The sequence below is a fragment of the Photorhabdus sp. CRCIA-P01 genome, assembly GCF_003545805.1.
Taxonomy (GTDB): domain Bacteria; phylum Pseudomonadota; class Gammaproteobacteria; order Enterobacterales; family Enterobacteriaceae; genus Photorhabdus; species Photorhabdus antumapuensis.
In genome coordinates, this window is sequence record NZ_NMQR01000041.1 from 16,379 (window position 1) to 37,158 (window position 20,780).

Here is a 20,780-nt window from a genome sequence, read left to right on the forward strand (position 1 = left end):
TATAGAATGTTATTATTGTAAATAAATAATACTTGCTATCGTATAAAATAATTCTCTTTTGTCTTTGGAAGAGATAAGTATAATATTCACATTCCTGATGAACTTTTAGGATAATTTATCTATTCTATTGTTTTATATAATCTTTACTAAAAGTCAAAAAATAGACAATTGAAGTTAATTCTTCTGAAACACATTCAATACACAAGCAATATCAATGAAGCTCATGTATGAGCATAGAGCCAGTTGGAGACACTTTTTTGATAAATATTTTGTTAGTCGATGATCATGAGCTGATCAGAGTTGGTGTAAAACGTATTCTTGATGACATAAAAGGGATAACAGTAGTAGGAGAAGCTAATTGTGGTGAAGATGCGATAAAATGGTGCCGAGCTAATAAAGTAGATATCGTGTTAATGGATATGAACATGCCAGGCATTGGTGGCCTGGAAGCAACAAAAAGAATCCTACGTTATTGTCCCGATGTCCGTGTCATCATGTTGACTATCTATACTGAAAATCCTTTGCCAATGAAGGTGATGCAGGCTGGCGCCAGAGGATATCTCAGTAAAGCCTCTACCTCTCAGGACATGGTTAATGCAATTCGTGCAGTTAATGCCGGCCAACGCTATATCGCTCCCGATATTGCTCAACAGATGGCCCTTAGCCAAATTAGCCCACAGCAAGACAATCCATTAAGTTGTCTGTCTGATCGTGAATTACAGATTATGCTGATGATCACGAAAGGACAAAAGGTGAGCGATATCTCTGAACAACTTAATCTCAGCCCAAAAACCGTCAATAGCTATCGCTACCGAATGTTTAGTAAACTAAATATCAGCGGTGATGTAGAATTAACACATATGGCAATACGTTATGGGCTATTCGACACAGAGAGTCTATTAAATAGTGACGGAACAATTTGATTCAAAAACATTTTTAAAAACAGTAACCAGTCAGCCTGGTGTTTATCGTATGTATGACACCTCGGGCACGGTTATTTATGTCGGTAAAGCCAAGGATTTAAAAAAACGGCTTTCCAGCTACTTTCGTGCACAGGTCGCCAGTCGTAAAACCGAATCTCTGGTTAAAAATATTGTTCAAATAGATGTTACTGTCACGCATACCGAAACCGAAGCACTGTTACTGGAGCATAATTACATTAAGCTCTATCAGCCCCGATATAACGTTTTACTGCGAGATGATAAATCTTACCCTTATATTTTTCTCAGCGCAGATAAACACCCTCGGCTGGCAATGCATCGGGGAGCCAAACATGCCAAAGGTGAATATTTTGGCCCATTTCCAAACACTCATGCGGTACGAGAATCATTAACCTTACTACAAAAACTTTTTCCTATCCGACAATGTGAGGATAGCGTCTACCGCAATCGCTCCCGGCCATGCCTGCAATATCAAATTGGTCGCTGCCTTGGGCCTTGCGTTAAAGGGCTGGTAAGTGAAGAAGAATATCAGCAACAAGTTGATTATATTCGCCTGTTCCTTTCAGGCAGAGATCAGCAAGTTTTAACCAGATTAATTGACCGAATGGAACAAGCCAGCCAGCAACTAAAATTTGAAGATGCAGCAAGATACCGTGATCAAATCCAGGCCGTTCGTCAGGTCACTGAAAGACAATTTGTTTCAGGAACAGACGATGACCTAGATGCCATCAGTGTTGCCTTTGAAGCGGGCATGGCTTGTCTGCATGTACTGTTTATACGTCAGGGCAAAGTCCTGGGTAGCCGAAGTTACTACCCTAAAGTCCCTACTGGGACAAAGCTTGATGAAATTGTACAAACATTCCTTGGCCAATTTTATTTACAGGGCAGCCAAAATCGGACTTTGCCCTCAGCAATTTTGCTGGATTTTACTCTGCCAGAGAAAGACATTTTGTCTGATTCTTTATCTGAAATATCCGGGCGAAGAATTCATATTCAAACTCGCCCCCGTGGAGACAAGGCTCGTTATCTGAAACTTGCCCGCACAAATGCAACAACCGCCCTAACTACCCGCTTATCGCAACAATCAACTATTCACCAAAGATTAGATTCTCTCGCTCAATTAGTTAAGTTAGCAAAAATTCAGCGAATGGAATGTTTTGATATTAGTCACACTATGGGGGAACAAACTGTTGCATCCTGTGTCGTCTTTGATAGCAATGGTCCACTACGTTCTGAATACCGGCGCTATAATATCAATGGTATTACTCCCGGTGATGATTACGCTGCCATGAATCAAGTACTACGCCGTCGATATGGGAAGGCATTAGATGAGTCAAAAATTCCCGACATTATTTTCATCGATGGCGGTAAAGGGCAATTAGCTCAGGCAATAAATGTCTTTCAGTCTCTTGATGTTGAATGGGATAAAACGCGCCCTCAATTAATAGGTGTTGCCAAAGGCAGTGATCGCAAAGCCGGGCTTGAAACACTATTTTTCGCAACGGAGGATAAAGGTATCGCATTACCACCGGACTCTCCGGCCCTGCATATGATTCAACATATTCGTGACGAATCACATAATCATGCAATAACCGGGCACCGCCAGCGTAGATCTAAAGTTAGAAACACCAGTACGCTGGAATCTATTGAAGGAGTTGGACCAAAACGCCGCCAAATGTTACTGAAATACATGGGAGGTTTGCAGCCTTTACGTAACGCAAGTGTCGAAGAGATCGCAAAAGTACCGACTATTTCCTGTGCATTAGCAGAAAAAATTTATAATGCATTGAAACACTAAGTACATTGATGCACCATACTTATAAATTCCACTATAGCCAGATAGTTAAGAAGCACTATGCAATTAAATATACCGACATGGCTCACTCTATTTCGTATCGTCCTGATCCCATTTTTTGTCCTGGCATTCTATTTGCCATTCACATGGGCGCCGATGGTTTGTGCCATAATTTTTATTGTCGCTGCGGCGACAGACTGGTTTGACGGTTTTCTCGCCCGCCTTTGGAAACAGACAACTCGCTTTGGCGCATTTCTTGATCCTGTCGCAGACAAAATCATGGTTGCCGCCGCATTAGTCTTAGTTTCCGAACACTATCATACATGGTGGATAACTCTCCCCGCCGCAACCATGATAGCGCGTGAAATTATCATCTCTTCTCTCAGAGAATGGATGGCTGAATTAGGCAAACGCAGTAGTGTTGCCGTTTCCTGGATGGGTAAGGTAAAAACGACAGCGCAGATGGCGGCATTAGTTGCTTTATTATGGCGCCCTAATTTTGAATTCGAATTGGGCGGATTCATATTACTTTATGTTGCTACGGTGATGACATTTTGGTCGATGTTTCAATATGTAAACGCGGCCTGGTCTGATTTGCGTGAAGCTTGATCGAAATGACGTAAAAACCATCGAACAATCACAGCGTAACAATAATTGTGTTGACTCAATACGTGAAGTAAGTAGAATGCAACGCATCGAACGGCGCATAAGATTTACGAAAACAAATAAGTAAATCAGCCAGTTCAAAGTGGTGCGGGAATAGCTCAGTTGGTAGAGCACAACCTTGCCAAGGTTGGGGTCGCGAGTTCGAGTCTCGTTTCCCGCTCCAAATTACTAGTTAGGATAAATGATTGGTAATTTAGTAGCTGATAAGTAAGGCGCGTTGGCAGAGTGGCCATGCAGCGGATTGCAAATCCGTTAACCTCGGTTCGACTCCGGGACGCGCCTCCAAATTCAGCCCAGGTGGTGAAATCGGTAGACACAAGGGATTTAAAATCCCTCGGCTGTAAGGCTGTGCGGGTTCAAGTCCCGCCCTGGGCACCAAATGAAATTCATTGATAAAACAGTGAGTTAGGGAAAAGAAAAGGCCACCGCAAGGTGGCTTTTTTGCTTTCTGCGATGAGATGAAAATTGAAAAGTGGCGGCAGATTGGCGGCACTGGTTATATAACCAGTGCCACTTTTGCGCCAAAAATCAAGCCAACATAATGGGTAAAAAAATAAATTTTGCGGGTTTTTGCTACAGCATTGTGGCAGGGACATATAAACGCCATGATTAGCCCTGGTAATCGGGGCTTTATTTTACCTTGATGGTGCAATCGAATTACAGTAGGTTCTACAATATGAATTAATCTCATTTGTGCCAAAGAGGGTCTCATGGAAAACATATTTGCAACCGTAGCGGTGATTACATTCATTGCCTTTGTTGTTGGACTTATAAAGCCAAGTCTAGTTTTAATGCCGAATAGAAAAAAATCTTCATTTATCTACTTACTCGCGTTTTTTGCATCAATCACTATAGGTTCTCAACTCCACCCAACTCATAATTCAACTTCATTGCAGTCAACAGAAAAAACCAATCAGGAACCCCAAGAAGAAAGAAAAGAAAAACATAGTGACAAAAAATTCAAATATGCCTCTAAAACACTCAAAGAGTATAGAAACGAACCTCAATACGAAAGAAAAGAAATTGTTGAAAACTATGTGTCATACAAAGATATCCCTGAAACCGAAACAGATGATTTCTACAGTTGCTTAAGCCAGATATCGTATACGAAATCAGGTGATCTTAAACTGGGAGATGTACTTGGATGGTGTTATGCCGACTATACTCAAGATCCCAAATCACTTACAAATCGCATTAACTTTGATGAATTTATGTCTAAATTTAGCGGATGGGATGGCTCATATCGCCCACTCGAAAAAATTATTAAAGAAAATATGCATGATGAATCCACATATAAGCACGTAGAAACAACCTATCGCTTGATATTAGATAAAAATCCTCATGCAGTAATAGAAACGACTTTTAGAGGTAGTAATGCCTATGGTGGGATCGTAAAACAAACCATCTCAGCAAATGTAGATATTAAGACAGGCCAAATAATAAATATAATATCTAAGTGATAGCCGCCAAAACCCCGATTTTCGGGGTTTATTTTCTTGCTTACAGTAGAGCTAAAAACCAAAACCTATTTGCTCATCACCATAGTGACTTGCTGGGAATGCCATTTTTGGTAATTTAAATTCTGGTGGGAGTTCATGTTGGTTGGGTGTACAGAGATAGCGTTCAACGGTTGTAATGGTTGTAAATGTACAGCCGCATAGCAGATTTTGACATTGATGATAACTGCGGCGAGTTTCTTCACTCATCATTTCACTTGTGCGTGTTTTTGCTACAGCATTGCAGCGGGGACATATAAACGCCATGATATCAGCCCTCTATAAAGGGTTTGCCTGATATAAGCATATCATGACTTGTCACTATTTTTGCTATTTTCGTCAGCCACGCTCATTTCTGTATTCTTAATTTTTAATTCAAGTTCCAGTGAAGTTGTATAGCCACTGTCACCAATATTGTGTACCACTCTTGTTATTACCCATTCTGATGAATCAATCACCGTTTTAAAGCCGATGACCTGCGCATATAAATCTGGATAGAGATCTGGGCGGCCCCTCGCGAGGGTGATACTAAATTCTGCGGCGCCACGTTGTAAAGCTGCCCATTTCGCGGCGGCGGCACGGCGGGCTATACGTTCTGTTTTAAATGTCTGACGCATCACATACACATTTCCCTCTGCACCCTCCAAATAATCGCCCTCTTTTTTACTTGATGCTTGCGCGGTTTTTGGGGATTTGTCAGACTGACTCTTACGCTTCATCGTTGTTGCAGGTTTTTTACCAAAACTTAAATCTAGCCAGAATGCTTTAACGCCGGTATATGCGTCTCTGTCAGCAACGCTAAAATTATGCTTATCCCCAGATTCACGTTTGATTGTGATAACAGGCAGCGGTTTGCCACTGCGCGAAATACCCTGGCCTGGCACGATGAACAACAGCATGCCATTTTTAATGGTCACAATTGCGCCAAGCATTTCAGCCATCCGGCTCAAAAAACTAATATCGCTTTCATTGGTCTGATCAGCGTGGTCAATTTCAATATTCATCAATTGACGACTGACTCCGGGCTTTAATTTGTATCTGCCCGCAATAGCACTGACGACTTTTGCAACGGAAATATCGTGCCAGCTATATTCACGCTTTACATTAAATTCCTGGCGAAAATCGGCACTTCTGGCCGTAACTGTCAGCTGATCGGGGGGGCCAGAGTGGCTAATTTCATCGACTGTGAAAAAGCCTTTATGTATAAGTGCTTCCCCTTGCCAGCCAATCGCAACAGAAATCTCAACGCCGCGCGGCGGTAATGCGACTTTATCTTGTCCAACGGGGCCACGCTCTATTTTCTCGGTACATCGGCAGCAACCGCGCAATCCTATACTGGTGATCTCTATTTCGATGAATTCTTTTGGGTCAGCAATTTCATGAATCTGCGCAAAGTGGCAGCAGGGATGGCAACCCACATCGGATTAAGACGAACTTATTTTTCGGTACCGTCAAGCGAAGAACACGAAGGGTATCCATTCTGGACTGGGGACTTTTTTAATAAAGCCCGCCCCGGCAAGAAACAAGTTGTTATTGATACCAGTCATGCCGTATTACAGCATGGAGTGTTGTGCGGGGATAACATCTGGCGACAGATCGTGACTATTCATGACGCTATCGCGGCAGGTCTGAATCTTGTTGATTTAGAAGAAATCGAGAGTGAAAACAATCCGGCTGATTTTGACAACCTGTACCGGTGCATTTTTGTTAAATCGGGTGAACGAGCCTTTGACTATAACGAAGTGATTAAATGCGGTGTTGACGGTTACAACGACAATGTCTGGCCGGACTGGAAACCCTATGCGCTGCGGCCGCTAGGACGCAAACCCGCCTATATCGGCGCTGATCCAACTGGTACAGGCGGCAACGGTGACGGTTTAGGGCTGGTTGTGATGTCACCGCCTGCTGTCAGCGACGGCAAATGGCGGGTCATCGAAGCCCTGCAATGCCGCGACATGGCTTTTGAGAAGCAAGCCGAAGAAATTCGTAAACTCACCGAACGCTATAATGTACAGGGGATAACAATAGATGGCACAGGCGGAACGGGTGAAGCCGTGCATGAACTGGTTTGTAAATGGTTTCCGGCCGCAACCCTATTGAAATATTCCGCGCCGCTTAAGCGCCTGCTAGTGATGAAAGCACAAATGCTAATCCGTTCCGGCAGGTTTGAATATGACGCTGGCATGAAACAAGTCGCTACCTCGTTTATGTCCATTAAGAAAATAATTACACAGGACGGTGTTGTGACTTATGACGCCGACCGCACACGCGGCATTGATCACGGTGACATTGCGTGGGCTGTTATGAATGTCCTGTACGGAGAGCCGATATCCAGCGATGCGGGCAGGAATGAGTCTTTTGTAGCGGAGTTTTAATCATGCACACTTTTCTACCGGCTGAAAACCAGCCCGAAGTAATGAATATAATCAACGACAGTGACGCGGCACAGTGTGCGGCTTTTACCTTTGATACACCCACGCCAATTACATGTGGCTGGGATCTGCTAGATTGCATGGAGTGTGCCAAAAATGGCCGTTGGTATGAAACCCCCATCGATTTTTACGGGCTGGCGCATGCATTTTCGGCGGCGGTTTATCACCAGTCACCACTGTTTTTTAAACGCAATGTGATCATGAGCTGCTTTAAACCTCACCCGCTACTGTCACGGCAAGACATGGCCGCTTATGTACTTGATTATTTGGTATTTGGTAATGCCTACCTGGAAAAGCGAATGAACCGACTGGGCGGGCTGTTAAGGCTAAAGCACACGCCAGCCAAGTACACGCGACGGGGAGAAGAAATCGACAAATACTGGTTCGTACAAAGCTGGCTACAAGAATTTGAATTCAGCCCAGGCAGTATTTTTCATCTGATGAACCCCGACATTCATCAAGAAATTTACGGTTTACCTGAATACCTGGCCGGCCTTCTTTCAGCCAACCTTAACCGTTCTGCAACCACATTCAGAATGAACTATTACGAAAACGGCAGTCATGCCAGCGTTATTGTCTATCTGACTGATGCACTGGCCGATCCGAAAGGTGTAGACAATCTGAAAACCGCTCTGAAAAAATCCCGGCGAAATGGCGCATTCAAGAATTTATTTGTCTATGCAGCCAACGGGAAAAAAGACGGATTGCAAATTCTGCCATTCAGTCAAATCAGTGCCAAAGATGAATTTACTAACGTTAAAGAAGCCACCCGCGACGACATGCTAGCCCCATTATGGAAAGCTTGAAGTCAGCCAATGATTGGGCGGGTGAAGACGTCGTGCAATTCAATCGCTATGCTTTGCTTGATGCGTTGAACAGCAGCAAATAACCACAAAATCAATCCTCTCCACGGACACAACGCATTTAACGCGCTGTGTTCGTTTTCTTTCTTTTCCGTCCCCCGCCTTGAACGCTACGACATCCACATCCCTGTGTGGTTCTGGCGCGGCGTCAGTGGGCTATTTCGCGATTATCAAGATTACCAAAGTAAACTACCAATCCCCCTCAGCGCACGCTTGCTCCCCCTCCTCGCCCGCACGCAAAAAGGGGGCGTTTTTGTGCAATTGTGCGTAGTGGATGAAGGCTTGCCGGGTCTGGCGCGGAAGAGGATCACTGGGGTGGTGATTATTGTGCAGATTTGTGCAAGGAATTTCATACAAAAAAATAACCCGCCAATTGGCGGGCAAGCTCATTCTCAGGTGTTTTGAAAATCTTCCGCACGATCAACCAGTACAGCAAGAAATGAGGTTCTTGCTAGCTCATGAGCATTGGGGCTCATGATGCTAATGATTTGATATTTTGATGGGTCACACCAGTGCCGGGTATAAACCAGGTAGCTATCAGATTTTCGGGCGGCGGGCGGTAAATTACCAAGCCAGGGCATTTCACCCGGCAATTTGATATGAATTTTAAAAACATAAGATTGGCATAGAGACGCGTGCTCTTCCCAACGCCCTTCATCACCAAAAATGGCGGGAAGCAATCCGCCATTTTTCCAATCTTGTAAAATTTTTGCATATTGCCTTGCAACTGCGGGGATTTCGATATCTTTGTGAATAGAAACGTGGATCACGGTATCCCCTTCAGTGGAAAACTGGGGCTTCTAAGCCTAAAGCAACATGTTCGGTACGAATCAGTTCCCGGACTGCATCTTGATCTAAATCAGCACTTGCATTTAATACGTTATTAGGGATATGCGTACTCTTGGTAAATGCAGTAATTTCTTCTAACGTATAACGTAAGTCAGCAGATGCACGCCCGAAGCGCGTGATCATGCCGCGTAATTCCGTGTCTGTATTAGGAACGGAAGTTAACGCGACTTTTGCCGCTTGAATGAAGCTTGCACAGACAACAATATGTTTAGCCAGGTAATGCATGTTGTCCTTCGCAAAACTGGACATACTTTTATCGTCAATGGGGATACGCTTTGATTCCCACTCAGATCGCAGATTTTTTAAATGGAATCGCATCCGACTAGCGATATTCGCGATAAAAGCAGTCGCCTCTTCAATGGGAAGAAAAACGACTGAATCACTCACCTGTTGTAATGTCATGGTGTTTTTGGTGCTGGTTATTGCATCATGGCACCCTATGCTATCCGCCGGCACCGGGGCTATAGCAATCGCCATTGCTGCCGCCATAGAGGTAATTTTAGTGTTACTCATACATAATATCCTGAATGCCAAAACCGATCCCATTGAATCATGTATGACTCATTTTGTCGATATTTTGGTTTCTTTCCTGTCACAATACGCAATGATTTATTTGAAAGATTCACTCACCCGATATTTACCACAAAAATGATATATTTATCAGTAAAATGAACAAAGTGGTAAATATAAACTCACGTAAAATGAAAAATATTACCACCTCATTTTCAAGGTAAAAAATAACCCGCGAAGAGTGCTGAGGAATCCCCAGAAAATAGACAGGCATAGCGTTTTATCTTCTTTTTGTTGAAATTTTGTCACCTTCATGATGTATGCTCTTCGCCCGGATCAAAACCAACCCATATCGGGTTATTCGAAAATGACAAATCGGGTCGTTTCCGTTTTTTCCGGTCGTAATACTCAATAATTTGCAGCGCGACGGCGGCAATCTGTACCGCTTCATCTCTTGCCGTTCTTGCGTGACCGCCACAAAACTGATCATAAAGAATCATTTCCAGAACACTGCTTATAGCTTGGGTTTTTGAATGGTCAGTCATTATCTTTTCCCGCGGTTAATTTTTGATAAACAACAGACACCAACTTAGCTTGCTCAATTGCATCATCTAATGCATTGTCATGAAGACTAAACCGCCCTTTTTCGACGTAAAGCGTGTCTATACGCGACGTTTCTTTCTTTAAGTCAATCCCATTAATTCACCCACAGCGCCAATTGATACGATGGCGGCATCATGGCTCGTTCCCAGTGCTTCATTACCTTGTTACCTTTGGTTAAGTTGGCTAAGTTGATTAATTCGCTGCAATAGTGCGTTGCGACGTGCTTGTTGCTGGCGTTCTGTCACTGTCAGACGTAACGAACCGTCAGAACATAATTGATAACATTGCTCATCTAACTGGATTTTTCCTCCAATAATTAATGATCGAGCCTCAGCTTTGCCGAAATTCAAGCCGATTGAATTGGCATAGTCGATGACTTTTTCTACTGATTCATTTTCATCTGACCGTAGACACCTTATGTAAACGATTAGGTGATCCCTTTGCTATTGATTTCGATAAAAATGCATTTGCTATTTATCGAGAAGAAAGGCTGAATGGCAAATGGAATGCTAAAGGCCGAGAATCACCAGCCCAATCTACAGTTAATAGAGAACAATCATATTTGCATGCCGTATTCTCAGAATTAAAGAGAATGGGGGAATGGGAAAGGGACAATCCACTAAGTGGCATCAGACAATTCAAGGAAGGAGACCAAGAACTGGCATTTCTGTACCAAGAAGAGATTAAACGCTTGTTGGATGCCTGCGATGATTCAAAAAATAAAGACCTAGGTCATGTTGTACGTATATGTCTTGCAACCGGGGCCCGATGGGGCGAGGCACAAAAATTAACTCAATCCCAAGTAATGAAATACAAAGTAACATTCACAAAAACAAAAAGTAGTAAAAATCGTACAGTACCAATATCAAAACGCTTATACGATAGATTACCGAAGCGCCGAGGAATTCTGTTTTCGAACTGTTACGACGCTTTTGAAGGAGCATTTGCCACAATCCCTATCAGTGGCTTAACGTCCTCACGTGCTTGAAATAAGGCAGTAAGTCGCCGTAGAACCTGCCATCCTCAAAGGTGATGTCAGAACCTATTGCGCCTATAGTGTCTTCTTTCTTGGGATCGGATGCGTTGACGGGGATATGTCGGATAAGTAGTTGTTTCTTGCTAAATGTACTTGCTGCTTTCTCCAGTTCGTATGTGTCACGCAACATGTGATATACCCGCTCTGGGTCAAGTCCGAGCTTCTCATAACCCGGTATTTCCTTTCCCCGATAGGTATTAACAGCCGCCTTTGACAGAATAGTACGTTCAACAATAAGATGCCCGTTACCGTCTTTACTACGCATTGATCTATCAAAGGCGAATTTGTCAGTCATTGGCTCACCTCTTAAGTTAGAAATTATAAGCTATTCATTAATAATGCTATCTAAATCTTTGAGATCTTCGTGATGAAGAAGAAAAACACCATGAACAGCAGCTAATTCTCTTGCAGATCTGGTGTAACCAGCATTTATAACAACAACCCCAACAGAAGCACCCCAATATGCCATTCCTGCCGCAACTTCTTGAACAGCCTTATTCCCAACAGGAGATGAGTATTTCTTACATTGTATAGCAACGCAAAGATCATTCTTTTCTGCAATTACATCTACACCCTGATCGCCGCTACTAGACGTCGCTCTTGCTTGCCATCCATTATTATTAAGAATATCCGCACAAAATCCTTCGTATTCAGACGGACTCATTTTATCATTCCATTCTAACACTGGTTTTTTTACCAAATAGTCATCAACTGCACTGTCTATTACAGAGCTATACTCATCATCACTAATAGTCGAAATTTGCTTGCATTGCAACTATGTAAATATGTTCTAATCATTTTTAAATTCAGAGGCATTTGTCGTGAAAAAGACTCTCTTGTTAGCATTATTTTCACTTCCATTATCAGCAGCAGCGGCAACTAAAATTTTTGTTTGCGGCAATGACCTCATACAGATCGTTGACAACAACGGACTAATTGAAGAGGTTAGGGTTAACGATAAACCTACAGATATATTCACTATGAGCCACAAGGTGACTGATGAAGGTGATATCGACTCTTTCTTTATATATGGATACAAAGGAAATCTAGAAGTAACGCGTTTATTTAATTCTGGTAAGACAAAACAAACAACAAAACAAAACTTTTTATTCTCTCCCAATGGATCACCAGAAAATCCCGGAAAACCATTAGGGAAATTCGTATTATGTAGATAACAAAAATCAAAACATCAGATACAGTGTCTGCTGGCGGCAACAGCCCAAAATATCAAGAAGATAGCGTTGCTGACCGCGACGCTGGGTTATTTTTATCTGTGGATAGCGGGGAGACTTATATCGCCGGGGCTAAAATGGCGCCTGGGTAGGCGGTCAAGCCGACTTAATGAGGAAAATAGCCCCCCGATTTTTCAAAACTGAATAAACATTCACCCTTATAACTATCTGTTAATAGCAATAAGGGCCAAATGGACTCATCATTATGCTGCCCTTACAATGTAGTTAAATGCGATATTACGAGGGCGATTCTCTGAGGCGACAGGAACAACTCTTGACGCCAGGAATCCAAAGCCGTATGGAGTATCCGTGTCAGAAATATTTACCGATTTGAAACTGCCATCTGTAGCTATTCCAAGAACTTGACTAGCATAAAAAGCCCCTCTTGTTGCCAAATGATAGTTTGGTGCTATCATGCCAGCGAACGAACCCTGAATATTTCGGATAGCATCCCCCTGATCAGTTAAAACTCCACGGCCACTATCAACACCTCGTCTATCATCCCAACCCCGAATAAATTCCCCTCTCAAATCAGGTAATTTACCATCAGGATAAGCTTCTGCTAATTTTGGAAATTTCAACTTATCAAAGACCGCCCCATTACACTGCAACCACTCAGCAGGCGGTATGGCAGTCGGCCAAGGAACAGGAACACCTACAGGAATGTTAGAGATATCTGAGATCTTCTGCTCTAATGCTTTATTTAATTGAGCGGTAAGTTTGGTTATATCACCATTATCCAAAACATCCTCGCCAGATTGTTCGGCAATAAAATTAGCTACGACGGCTGATATAGTTGATGATTGATGAAATACCTTATTTAACAAATGAGAAGGAATATCATTTTGAGGAAATTCTGTCTGCAAATCCGGACTTACTTCATATTTCTCTTGACTCACTACATTTGCATTATTACTAATAAAAAAATCTTTAAAATCATGCTTGGGACTCATATGTCCTCCTTGAATTAAATAATATTATTTTACAATTAATATATTAAATTATTGTAAAAATGATTTATCACAGTTCACATCAATCAAAGTCTAGTTCAAAAAAATAATAATAGGACTTTATTCTCAATTAGAATATTAACTATTTTTGTACAATTGGTTATAATAGGAAATTCAATATCAATAAGCTACTATTCTCTCCCCTCTTTTATTTCTTACTACAATTTTTCTATTTCAAGTTATAGACTGAATTTCTTTCCGTCTCCTAATTCCAACATCAACAAAACCATTGTATGAATGACCTGTTTATTCAGGTCATTTTTTCATTACCTCGGCTGTTCCGGCCATTCAATATCGGAAGACAGTGAAATATTTACTCTATTGAGCATTACCCTGTATTTTTTCCATCTCAGTAAAGCAGATTTTTCTACTTCGGTAGCGATATCTAAATCAACAGCATCTTGCAGTAATGCAATGGATTCATTCGCGTGTCGCAACAGAGTTACACGCCGCTGCTCCGCTTGTTCAATCTGATTTGCTTTTAGGGCTACATTATCAGTGACCCATTTTGTGCCATCCCATTTATCAAAATCGGTGGCAGGTTGCTTTAAGGTCAGAGTCTTAGGTAATTCACCCAGCTCAGTAATTTCCTGTTGAGTTCGTGTTAACGTATCGTAAGCTATTTTTCCCCGATAATCAGGGACAATTTCCCAACACTTACCTTCTACACTGCGACAAACAGCCTTATCGTGAGAATCGGAAAGCTCTGGCGCGTCGGGATAAGCTCCGGCTGACAGACTGACACCAAGCATGACATATTCAATATCAGAGTTTATGAATTCTCGGGTAATTTGATTCGAGTGATAAACTTTTATCCAGCCGGGTTGAATAGCTAAACCATCTTTACCCAATACGGCTGTTTCATGTTCTAAAGAGTATTTTTGTTCTGTCATTATGTTACATGCTGCTGCTCTTACTATGTAGTTAAATGCTATATTGCGGGGCCTTGATACCCCTATATATGCAGAATTCGCAATCCAGTCTGTCTGAGCTTTATAATATACAGATTTTACCGAAATATTGTTATTTCGGGGAAGATCCCATTGCAATTTTGTGAGCTCATTACGCGAGGGGGTAATTATAAAATTACTCGCCCGATCAACATTCTGTACCAAATAAGCCCCTTCCTGCCACGACAATATTGAACGAGATGGATCCACATTTCGACCACTGTCCCAGCCACGGATAAATTCGCCTCTTAGATCGGGTAATCTGCCATCAGGATAAACTTCTGCTAACTTTGGATACTGCAACTTATTGAAAAATGCACCGTTACAAACGAGATAGTTGATAGGTGGATAGGGTAACGGCCACGGAATGGGGGAACCCACAGGTACATTAATTTCCTCACGTAATGAATTTATTATTTCCTGAACAAGCTTTTGTGTCACAGCCAATGTATTGCTATTGCCAATCACATTGGTAAGCTGAACAATACCTTTCTGTGTTAATGAGGCATCAGGAACCTTTGTTGTCATTTTCTGTTCCAGCGCTCTATTTAATTGGGTGGTGAGTTCACCTATATTCCCATCGTCCAGAACATCATTGCCCGATTGTGTGGCGATAAAATTAGCGACTACAGAGGATATCGTGGAAGACTGACGTAATGCCTTATTTAGCATATCAGTGGTAATACCATCTTGTGGAAACCCAGTTTGCAAACTCTGACTTTCTTCATATTTTTCTTGGCTAATCACATTAGCATTATTACTAATAGAAAAAGCCTTAAAATCATTTTTTTTACTCATGCACTTACTCCTTAAGCAAAATAATATTTTTTATAATCAACATATTTAATTACTGTAAAAATAATCCGCCTGTAATTCATTCAAATTAAAGTCTAGTTCAGAAAGAAGAGTAATACAGCATTCCTATTTATTAGGAGATTGACTGTTTTTATATAATTAACCGCAATAAGTAATTAAATATTTTAGAATCGGAAATATATCCAAACCATTTATATTTAATATCTGAAAACTATTTTTCTCTTATTCCTTCTATCTCTTCTTGTAACTGCTTCTGTTTTAAGCTCCAAGATGAATCTTCCGGAATTTAGGCACAAACATCTAAACGACAGTATTCTGGAATGCCACAGAACTCTCTATCTTCATAAAACATACATTCATTGTTCTCATCAATACAACTTAAGTCGTCAGTTCTGAAAACAAGTCGGTAAATGAGAGTGCTAACTTTCTAAGCTGCCTGTACGGCAGTACACTTATTACATATTAACCTCAACCTATTGAGTGTTAAAGAAGTAGAACAGCCTCTTTTTCTATTTCTGGCTATCAAACGTATTTTTGTTCAGCCATTATGCCGCTCTTACTATGTAATTAAAGGCTATATTGCGGGGGCGATTCTCCGAGGCTATAGGAACAACCCTTGACGCGTCGAACCCAAAACCATATTCAGTGTATACAACATCCGGGGTAAAATGACCTACCGATTTGAGCTTGCCGTCTGTAGCCACCCCAGAAGTTGCACTAGCATAACAAGCCCCTTTTGTTGCCAGATGAAAACCATTTGTTATCGCCCCAGGAAACGACCCCTCAATATTTCTGATAGCATCCCCCTGATGAGTTAAAACCCCACGGCCACTATCAATACCTCGACCATCATCCCATCCGCGGATAAATTCACCCCTTAAATCAGGTAATCTACCGTCAGGATAAGCTTCCGCCAACTTCGGATACTGTAATCTATTAAAAGCTGAACCATTACAAGTGAAATAACCGAACGGTGGGTGAGGTAACGGCCACGGAATAGGAGAACCGACAGGAATTTCATTGGCTGTTTTAATCCGGTTATCTATCTCTTCGCGGGTATATTCACGTAATGAATTTATTACTTCCTGAACAAGCTTTTGTGTAACCGCTAATGTATCGCTATTGCCAATCACATTTGTAAGCTGGACAACACCTTTTTGTGTTAATGAGGCGCCAGGAATGTCTGTTGTAATTTTTTGTTCTAACGCTTTATTTAATTGAGCGGTAAGTTTGGCTATATTTCCATCATCCAGAACATCATTGCCAGATCGTGTCGCGATAAAATCAGCCACAGCAGATGATACCGTTGACGCTTGACGTAATACCTTATTTAACAAGTGAGTGGGAACATTATCTGGTGAAAATCCAGTCTTCAAACTTTGGTTTTCTTCATATTTTTCTTGATTTACCACATTCGCATTATCACTAATAGAAAAAGCCTTAAAATCATTCTTATAACTCATGTATTTTCTCCTGAAATTAAATAATGTTATTTTATAATCAATATATTGAATTATTATAAAAACAATCCCCCTTGCAATTTACGTCAATCAAGTCTAGTTCAGAAAAAGAATAATGCAGCGTTCTTATTACTTATAAGGTTAATTATTTTTATATAATTGGCAGCAATTGAAATTGTGTCTGTGTTTACTATTATACAAATAAATCATTAAGATTTAATAATAACTCCTTAAATCTTTTATATTTTCAGATTGATTTATTTTTTTATCTCAGAAATTTTAACCATCATAATTTCACAAAAAGTTAAAATAATCACAGTGACATTTCATCTTGCCTTACTAATAACACTTTCAATTAAGGGATTTTTATTAATTCCAGGAACGTTAAATCTATTGATCGATACAATATGCCGAGACTATTGACAACCATTAACCAATAATTACCATCGAAAAAAATAAGCATTACCAACTATCATTGAACATGCATGAAAAATATCCTTATTAAATAATTTTATTGTAAAATAATATCTATAAATATATTTGTGTTTATTTAAATCTTCTTTATTAAATAATAAAGAATTTAATTAACAGCGTGTTTTTCCTTGAAAAACAAATTGTTGCTCTATGCTATAGAATCAAGTCATTTTAAGTAGAATTATTACTTAAATCATTCAGATAATGTCTTAAGTAATCACCAAGGATTTACTATGCAAAATATAAAAAGTAAACTAAACAGTATCACTTTAATCTTAACTTGCACTAAGAATAAAAATAAATAACTTTCCAAAATAGTGCTACACCTTATCTACCAACAACCCTATGTATAACAATGAGTTGAATAAAACCATGTGTAGCGGAATTATGAAACCTTATTTATGGTCTTTTAAATACATAAACTATATTTAATAATCTTAGAATACGAATAATAATTCCTCCACTAAGATAAAACATACTTTAAAACAATGCAGAGTATTATATACCTAATAGATTTCGAGTTGCAGCGCGGCGGCAAGTGAACGAATCCCCAGGAGCATAGATAACTATGTGACTGGGGTGAGTGAAAGTAACCAACAAAGCAGCAGCTTGAAAGATGAAGGGTATAAACTTATCATCAGCTATATAGGGATTAATCATGAACAAAATTAATGGAACATATATTTCACCACAAATAATAAACACGATGGAAGCAAGCAATGAACCGTGGGGAATCAAAGATAAAAATTCACGCTTTATTTATGGTAATCTGGCCCTAAAATCTATTCAAAACATTCCAACTCCATTTGATTATGAAGGGCTTTTTGATGACGAACTTCCCTGGAATGGTGCAGAATTTGCGAAAGAATTTATCGATCATGATAAAATTGTAATGACAAAAGGAGAAAGAGTCTGTTCACTCGAAACATATACGTATGGAAAAGAAAAAATCTTATCGTCTTACTTCCAAGAAAAATTACCACTATATAACGATGCAAAGGAATGTATAGGCATCTTTTTTCATGGATGGAAAGCCAAAGATTTTTCATTAATTAACCTATATCAATATTATAACGATCTACCCACATCTATTATATTCCAACCACCAACAGATACGTTTACCCAACGTGAGTGGGATATTATTTTCTTCTTTCTACAAAAATGCACCAGGAAACAGATTGGAAAAATATTAAATATTGCTTACCGTACAGTTGAATCCCATATGACCAATATATATCACAAGATAGGTGTTGACTCCAATCAACAACTGGAAGAATATTGTCTCATCAACAATTTTAAACGCTATGTACCCGAAAAATTTTTACTATCTTAGTAATTCCATTTACTATTTTCTAGTCATAAAAAGCATGATTAAATAGTTTATCTCTGTCGGTATGATGCAATCCTACCATCAATGGATGGTGATATTATCTCGAATTATATCGGCAGACTTTTTATATATTAAAAATATCAGTCACATAAACAGCTTAATACTTATTTAATTTTTTGGAGAAATAATCAAAGGGTGTCATGTCAACGATAAAATACACCCAAAATTAAATCTACAATGGCATATATACTCTATGGATTTCAAGATGCATCGCGACGGCAAGGGAGTGAATCCCCGGGAGCATAGAGAACTATGTGACCGGGGTGAGCGAGTGCAGCCAACAAGGAGGCAACTTGAAAGATAACGGGTATACACTGCGGGTATTTTCAGCTATGGCGGTAGCAGCAGCTTCGGCCTTATAATCTGTCCACCACAGGTAGTTTTGTCACCAACCAGCAGGTAATACCCTATTACCATCTATTCACATCCCCATTAGCTAATCGCATTAAGAGTAGGTTTAATCGAAATTTTTACCCTATTATTACCACTTAAGTATTAATAGATGATCAACAATGCAATCAATTTGCGTTAAAAAATACAGGAATATTCTGAAATTGATGAAAATCAGGTCAATTTTTTGCCTCCGACGTTATCTCGCTGGCACTGCCAAAACAGAAAATCATTGATAAAAACTTCGGAAAATGGGGTAAGAATGTGATTGTGACAAACACCTAAGTGGAACTTGAAATACAACTTTATATCTCGGACTATACCATTTTAAGTAAGTTTTTTATTTAATTATTCTTCAATAATTTAATTTCATAGAATTTACCTAACCTTAATTTTATTTAATAATAGCTATTGTCAGCAGCAGGCAAATTCAGACACAGCTTTTAGACTGAAAACTTCATATAGTTGATTATTCTGACATTTCCAAAATATAGTTTACCAAATTACGATGACCTGTATATGACGTTTAAAAAGCATTCTTTAATTGATCGAATATTATTCTGATTAAATGCCATTTTTTCGCCATTATTCCGCTCCAAAAATAACACCTTCTTTTTCATTCTATTACCTATCATCGTTATAGCAACCGCTCCCTCATTCTTCGGTTAATGACAGAAAGTTTTTGATCTACGTCACTTAATTACTCACGACTTAAAAAGGTTATTCATTAATTTTACTATCTAGTAAGTGATCTAAAATGTTTTTATACAAAATAGTATTTTTTGTTATATCCATTAATGTTAAAAGTTCCATTATATAACAATAAAAGGTTTAATTAATAAATATATGTATTTTGACGAGCAAGTTATTATATTCTATTATATTACCAAGGTATTTTGAGTATAATTAGTTAACAAATATGTCAGATAACAATTGAAATATTCGTCCAGGAGTCACCAATGCAACAGATGAAAAACAGACCTAATAATATCACCCCACAATTAATTCATATGTGGGAAAAAAGTGATGAACCTTGGGGAGCTAAAGATCTCCAATCAAGATTTATTTATGCCAATTCTGCTTTTTATCAACTACTCAATTTGCCTGAAAATTTCGATATTACCGGGCTTTTAACAGGTGAATTACCCTCACCTATTGCAGAATATGAAAAAGAATTCCACCTTCAGGATCAAAAAGTTCTTCAAACAATGCAACGCGTTAGTTCACTAGAAACGCATCCATTTGAAGAGCATAAGATTAAGCAAATCTATCTTTGTAATAAATACCCACTTTGTGATGAAGATGGCAATTGTATTGGGCTCACTTTTCATATGTGCAAAACCAAAAACTTTTCTACTGCTTACTATTATGAAAAAACCCTTCCGGCGACGTTGGAATTTACCGCCCCTAATGACAAATTAACACAAACTGAATGGGAAATTCTCTTTCTAACTCTGCGCTCATTAGATGAAGAAAAAATCGGTGAAGAGTTAATGATAAGTCCCGAAGATGTAGTTAATCATATTCAATCAATTTACCAAAAGTTCAATTTGCCATTACACGAAGAATTATACCCGTAATCATTGAAGATGCTTGATTTTATCCGAAATGGAGATCATTATCCTCGCTATGAAAATATTTATTACATCAGAACAAAAAATCAAACTTGAGCGTCTTCACGACACCACTCGCGATGGTCAAGTACGAGACAGAATAAAAGCTATCCTTCTGGCTTCTGAAGGGTGGAGTTCTGTGATGATAGCTCAGGCATTGCGACTCCATCAGACCACGGTTGACCGCCATATCAGTGATTACCTTAATCACGGTAAACTTAAATCGGGTAATGGGGGGTCTGACAGTTTACTTT

At 39.7% G+C, this 20,780-nt stretch carries 21 protein-coding genes, 3 tRNA genes and 3 pseudogenes; 15 read left to right on the plus strand and 12 right to left on the minus strand.

Annotated features, from left to right (window positions below; genetic code table 11):
- Nucleotides 1-257 precede the first annotated feature (257 nt).
- The 7 genes from uvrY (at nucleotide 258) to D3222_RS19020 (ending at nucleotide 4,862) form a co-directional block, all read left to right on the plus strand.
- Complete coding sequence (gene uvrY / locus D3222_RS18985; RefSeq protein WP_118987557.1) at nucleotides 258-923, plus strand: UvrY/SirA/GacA family response regulator transcription factor; 666 nt, start codon at nucleotides 258-260, stop codon at nucleotides 921-923.
- On the plus strand, nucleotides 907-2,739 hold the full coding sequence (uvrC, locus tag D3222_RS18990) for an excinuclease ABC subunit UvrC (RefSeq protein WP_118987544.1): 1,833 nt from the start codon (nucleotides 907-909) through the stop codon (nucleotides 2,737-2,739). Before uvrY ends, uvrC begins: the two co-directional genes overlap by 17 nt.
- A 57-nt stretch (nucleotides 2,740-2,796) precedes the next feature.
- Nucleotides 2,797-3,345, plus strand: coding sequence for a CDP-diacylglycerol--glycerol-3-phosphate 3-phosphatidyltransferase (pgsA, locus tag D3222_RS18995; protein WP_049581866.1), 549 nt, complete (start codon nucleotides 2,797-2,799; stop codon nucleotides 3,343-3,345).
- Between the two features lie 144 nt (nucleotides 3,346-3,489).
- A tRNA-Gly gene (locus D3222_RS19000) sits at nucleotides 3,490-3,565 on the plus strand.
- Between the two features lie 48 nt (nucleotides 3,566-3,613).
- Nucleotides 3,614-3,687: transfer RNA gene (locus tag D3222_RS19005), tRNA-Cys, on the plus strand.
- A gap of 6 nt (nucleotides 3,688-3,693) precedes the next feature.
- Nucleotides 3,694-3,780 (plus strand) — tRNA-Leu (locus D3222_RS19010).
- A 332-nt stretch (nucleotides 3,781-4,112) separates the two neighbouring features.
- Entirely contained in the window at nucleotides 4,113-4,862 is a 750-nt protein-coding gene (locus tag D3222_RS19020) for a hypothetical protein (RefSeq protein ID WP_118987546.1), read from the plus strand.
- A 51-nt stretch (nucleotides 4,863-4,913) separates the two neighbouring features.
- Here the strand turns inward: D3222_RS19020 and D3222_RS19025 are convergent, their stop codons facing one another.
- The gene (locus D3222_RS19025; protein WP_112876972.1) at nucleotides 4,914-5,165 is read right to left on the minus strand and encodes an ogr/Delta-like zinc finger family protein; all 252 of its coding nucleotides are present in this window, start codon (nucleotides 5,163-5,165) and stop codon (nucleotides 4,914-4,916) included.
- A gap of 41 nt (nucleotides 5,166-5,206) precedes the next feature.
- Nucleotides 5,207-6,226 carry a contractile injection system protein, VgrG/Pvc8 family gene (locus tag D3222_RS19030; protein WP_232832594.1) on the minus strand — a complete coding sequence of 340 codons (1,020 nt, stop codon included), beginning with the start codon at nucleotides 6,224-6,226 and terminating at the stop codon, nucleotides 5,207-5,209.
- On the opposite strand from D3222_RS19030, the gene D3222_RS19035 reads away from it, so the two are divergent.
- The 3 genes and pseudogenes from D3222_RS19035 to D3222_RS25135 all read left to right on the plus strand — a co-directional run bounded on the left by D3222_RS19035 (nucleotide 6,173) and on the right by D3222_RS25135 (nucleotide 8,598).
- Nucleotides 6,173-7,273 carry a terminase large subunit domain-containing protein gene (locus D3222_RS19035; RefSeq protein ID WP_339367472.1) on the plus strand — a complete coding sequence of 367 codons (1,101 nt, stop codon included), beginning with the start codon at nucleotides 6,173-6,175 and terminating at the stop codon, nucleotides 7,271-7,273. The genes D3222_RS19030 and D3222_RS19035 overlap by 54 nt on opposite strands.
- 41 nt (nucleotides 7,274-7,314) lie before the next feature.
- Nucleotides 7,315-8,219: pseudogene (locus tag D3222_RS19040) on the plus strand (phage portal protein).
- Between the two features lie 229 nt (nucleotides 8,220-8,448).
- Nucleotides 8,449-8,598 (plus strand): hypothetical protein, encoded by a 150-nt coding sequence (locus tag D3222_RS25135; protein WP_157975368.1) that lies wholly within the window; start codon nucleotides 8,449-8,451, stop codon nucleotides 8,596-8,598.
- On the opposite strand, the gene D3222_RS19045 is transcribed toward D3222_RS25135, so the two are convergent.
- The 4 genes from D3222_RS19045 to D3222_RS25140 all read right to left on the minus strand — a co-directional run bounded on the left by D3222_RS19045 (nucleotide 8,586) and on the right by D3222_RS25140 (nucleotide 10,505).
- Nucleotides 8,586-8,963, minus strand: coding sequence for a type II toxin-antitoxin system YafO family toxin (locus tag D3222_RS19045; protein ID WP_118987547.1), 378 nt, complete (start codon nucleotides 8,961-8,963; stop codon nucleotides 8,586-8,588). The genes D3222_RS25135 and D3222_RS19045 overlap by 13 nt on opposite strands.
- Nucleotides 8,964-8,973: 10 nt before the next feature.
- Nucleotides 8,974-9,555: a hypothetical protein gene (locus D3222_RS19050; RefSeq protein ID WP_118987548.1), complete on the minus strand. Its 582-nt coding sequence runs from the start codon at nucleotides 9,553-9,555 to the stop codon at nucleotides 8,974-8,976.
- Nucleotides 9,556-9,863: 308 nt separating this feature from the next.
- Nucleotides 9,864-10,097, minus strand: coding sequence for a hypothetical protein (locus D3222_RS19055; RefSeq protein WP_118987549.1), 234 nt, complete (start codon nucleotides 10,095-10,097; stop codon nucleotides 9,864-9,866).
- 222 nt (nucleotides 10,098-10,319) lie between these two features.
- Nucleotides 10,320-10,505, minus strand: coding sequence for a hypothetical protein (locus D3222_RS25140; protein ID WP_157975369.1), 186 nt, complete (start codon nucleotides 10,503-10,505; stop codon nucleotides 10,320-10,322).
- A 65-nt stretch (nucleotides 10,506-10,570) separates the two neighbouring features.
- Here D3222_RS25140 and D3222_RS19060 point away from each other — a divergent pair.
- Nucleotides 10,571-11,098, plus strand: a pseudogene (locus tag D3222_RS19060) (phage integrase); the annotation flags it as partial.
- A gap of 16 nt (nucleotides 11,099-11,114) precedes the next feature.
- Here D3222_RS19060 and D3222_RS19065 read toward each other — a convergent pair.
- Nucleotides 11,115-11,486, minus strand: a complete 372-nt coding sequence (locus tag D3222_RS19065) for a DUF2213 domain-containing protein (protein WP_118987551.1) — start codon at nucleotides 11,484-11,486, stop codon at nucleotides 11,115-11,117.
- A 30-nt stretch (nucleotides 11,487-11,516) separates the two neighbouring features.
- On the minus strand, nucleotides 11,517-11,855 hold the full coding sequence (locus D3222_RS19070) for a restriction endonuclease (protein WP_118987552.1): 339 nt from the start codon (nucleotides 11,853-11,855) through the stop codon (nucleotides 11,517-11,519).
- Nucleotides 11,856-12,012: 157 nt separating this feature from the next.
- Between D3222_RS19070 and D3222_RS19075 the strand changes: the two genes are divergently transcribed.
- Nucleotides 12,013-12,366 (plus strand): hypothetical protein, encoded by a 354-nt coding sequence (locus D3222_RS19075; RefSeq protein WP_118987553.1) that lies wholly within the window; start codon nucleotides 12,013-12,015, stop codon nucleotides 12,364-12,366.
- 260 nt (nucleotides 12,367-12,626) lie between these two features.
- Here the strand turns inward: D3222_RS19075 and D3222_RS19080 are convergent, their stop codons facing one another.
- From D3222_RS19080 to D3222_RS19095, 4 genes and pseudogenes are all read right to left on the minus strand, one after another.
- Nucleotides 12,627-13,376, minus strand: coding sequence for a phage tail protein (locus D3222_RS19080; RefSeq protein WP_118987554.1), 750 nt, complete (start codon nucleotides 13,374-13,376; stop codon nucleotides 12,627-12,629).
- Between the two features lie 323 nt (nucleotides 13,377-13,699).
- Nucleotides 13,700-14,326 (minus strand): tail fiber assembly protein, encoded by a 627-nt coding sequence (locus D3222_RS19085; RefSeq protein WP_118987560.1) that lies wholly within the window; start codon nucleotides 14,324-14,326, stop codon nucleotides 13,700-13,702.
- Nucleotides 14,327-14,551: 225 nt separating this feature from the next.
- Nucleotides 14,552-15,181: pseudogene (locus tag D3222_RS19090) on the minus strand (phage tail protein); the annotation flags it as partial.
- A 563-nt stretch (nucleotides 15,182-15,744) separates the two neighbouring features.
- Complete coding sequence (locus D3222_RS19095; protein WP_118987555.1) at nucleotides 15,745-16,662, minus strand: tail fiber protein; 918 nt, start codon at nucleotides 16,660-16,662, stop codon at nucleotides 15,745-15,747.
- 1,129 nt (nucleotides 16,663-17,791) lie between these two features.
- Between D3222_RS19095 and D3222_RS19100 the strand changes: the two genes are divergently transcribed.
- The 3 genes from D3222_RS19100 to D3222_RS19110 form a co-directional block, all read left to right on the plus strand.
- Nucleotides 17,792-18,466, plus strand: coding sequence for a PAS and helix-turn-helix domain-containing protein (locus D3222_RS19100; RefSeq protein WP_118987556.1), 675 nt, complete (start codon nucleotides 17,792-17,794; stop codon nucleotides 18,464-18,466).
- Nucleotides 18,467-19,872: 1,406 nt separating this feature from the next.
- Entirely contained in the window at nucleotides 19,873-20,493 is a 621-nt protein-coding gene (locus D3222_RS19105) for a PAS domain-containing protein (RefSeq protein ID WP_232832595.1), read from the plus strand.
- A 49-nt stretch (nucleotides 20,494-20,542) separates the two neighbouring features.
- Nucleotides 20,543-20,780: helix-turn-helix domain-containing protein (locus D3222_RS19110; protein ID WP_157975362.1), on the plus strand; the 238-nt coding region annotated here is incomplete at its 3' end.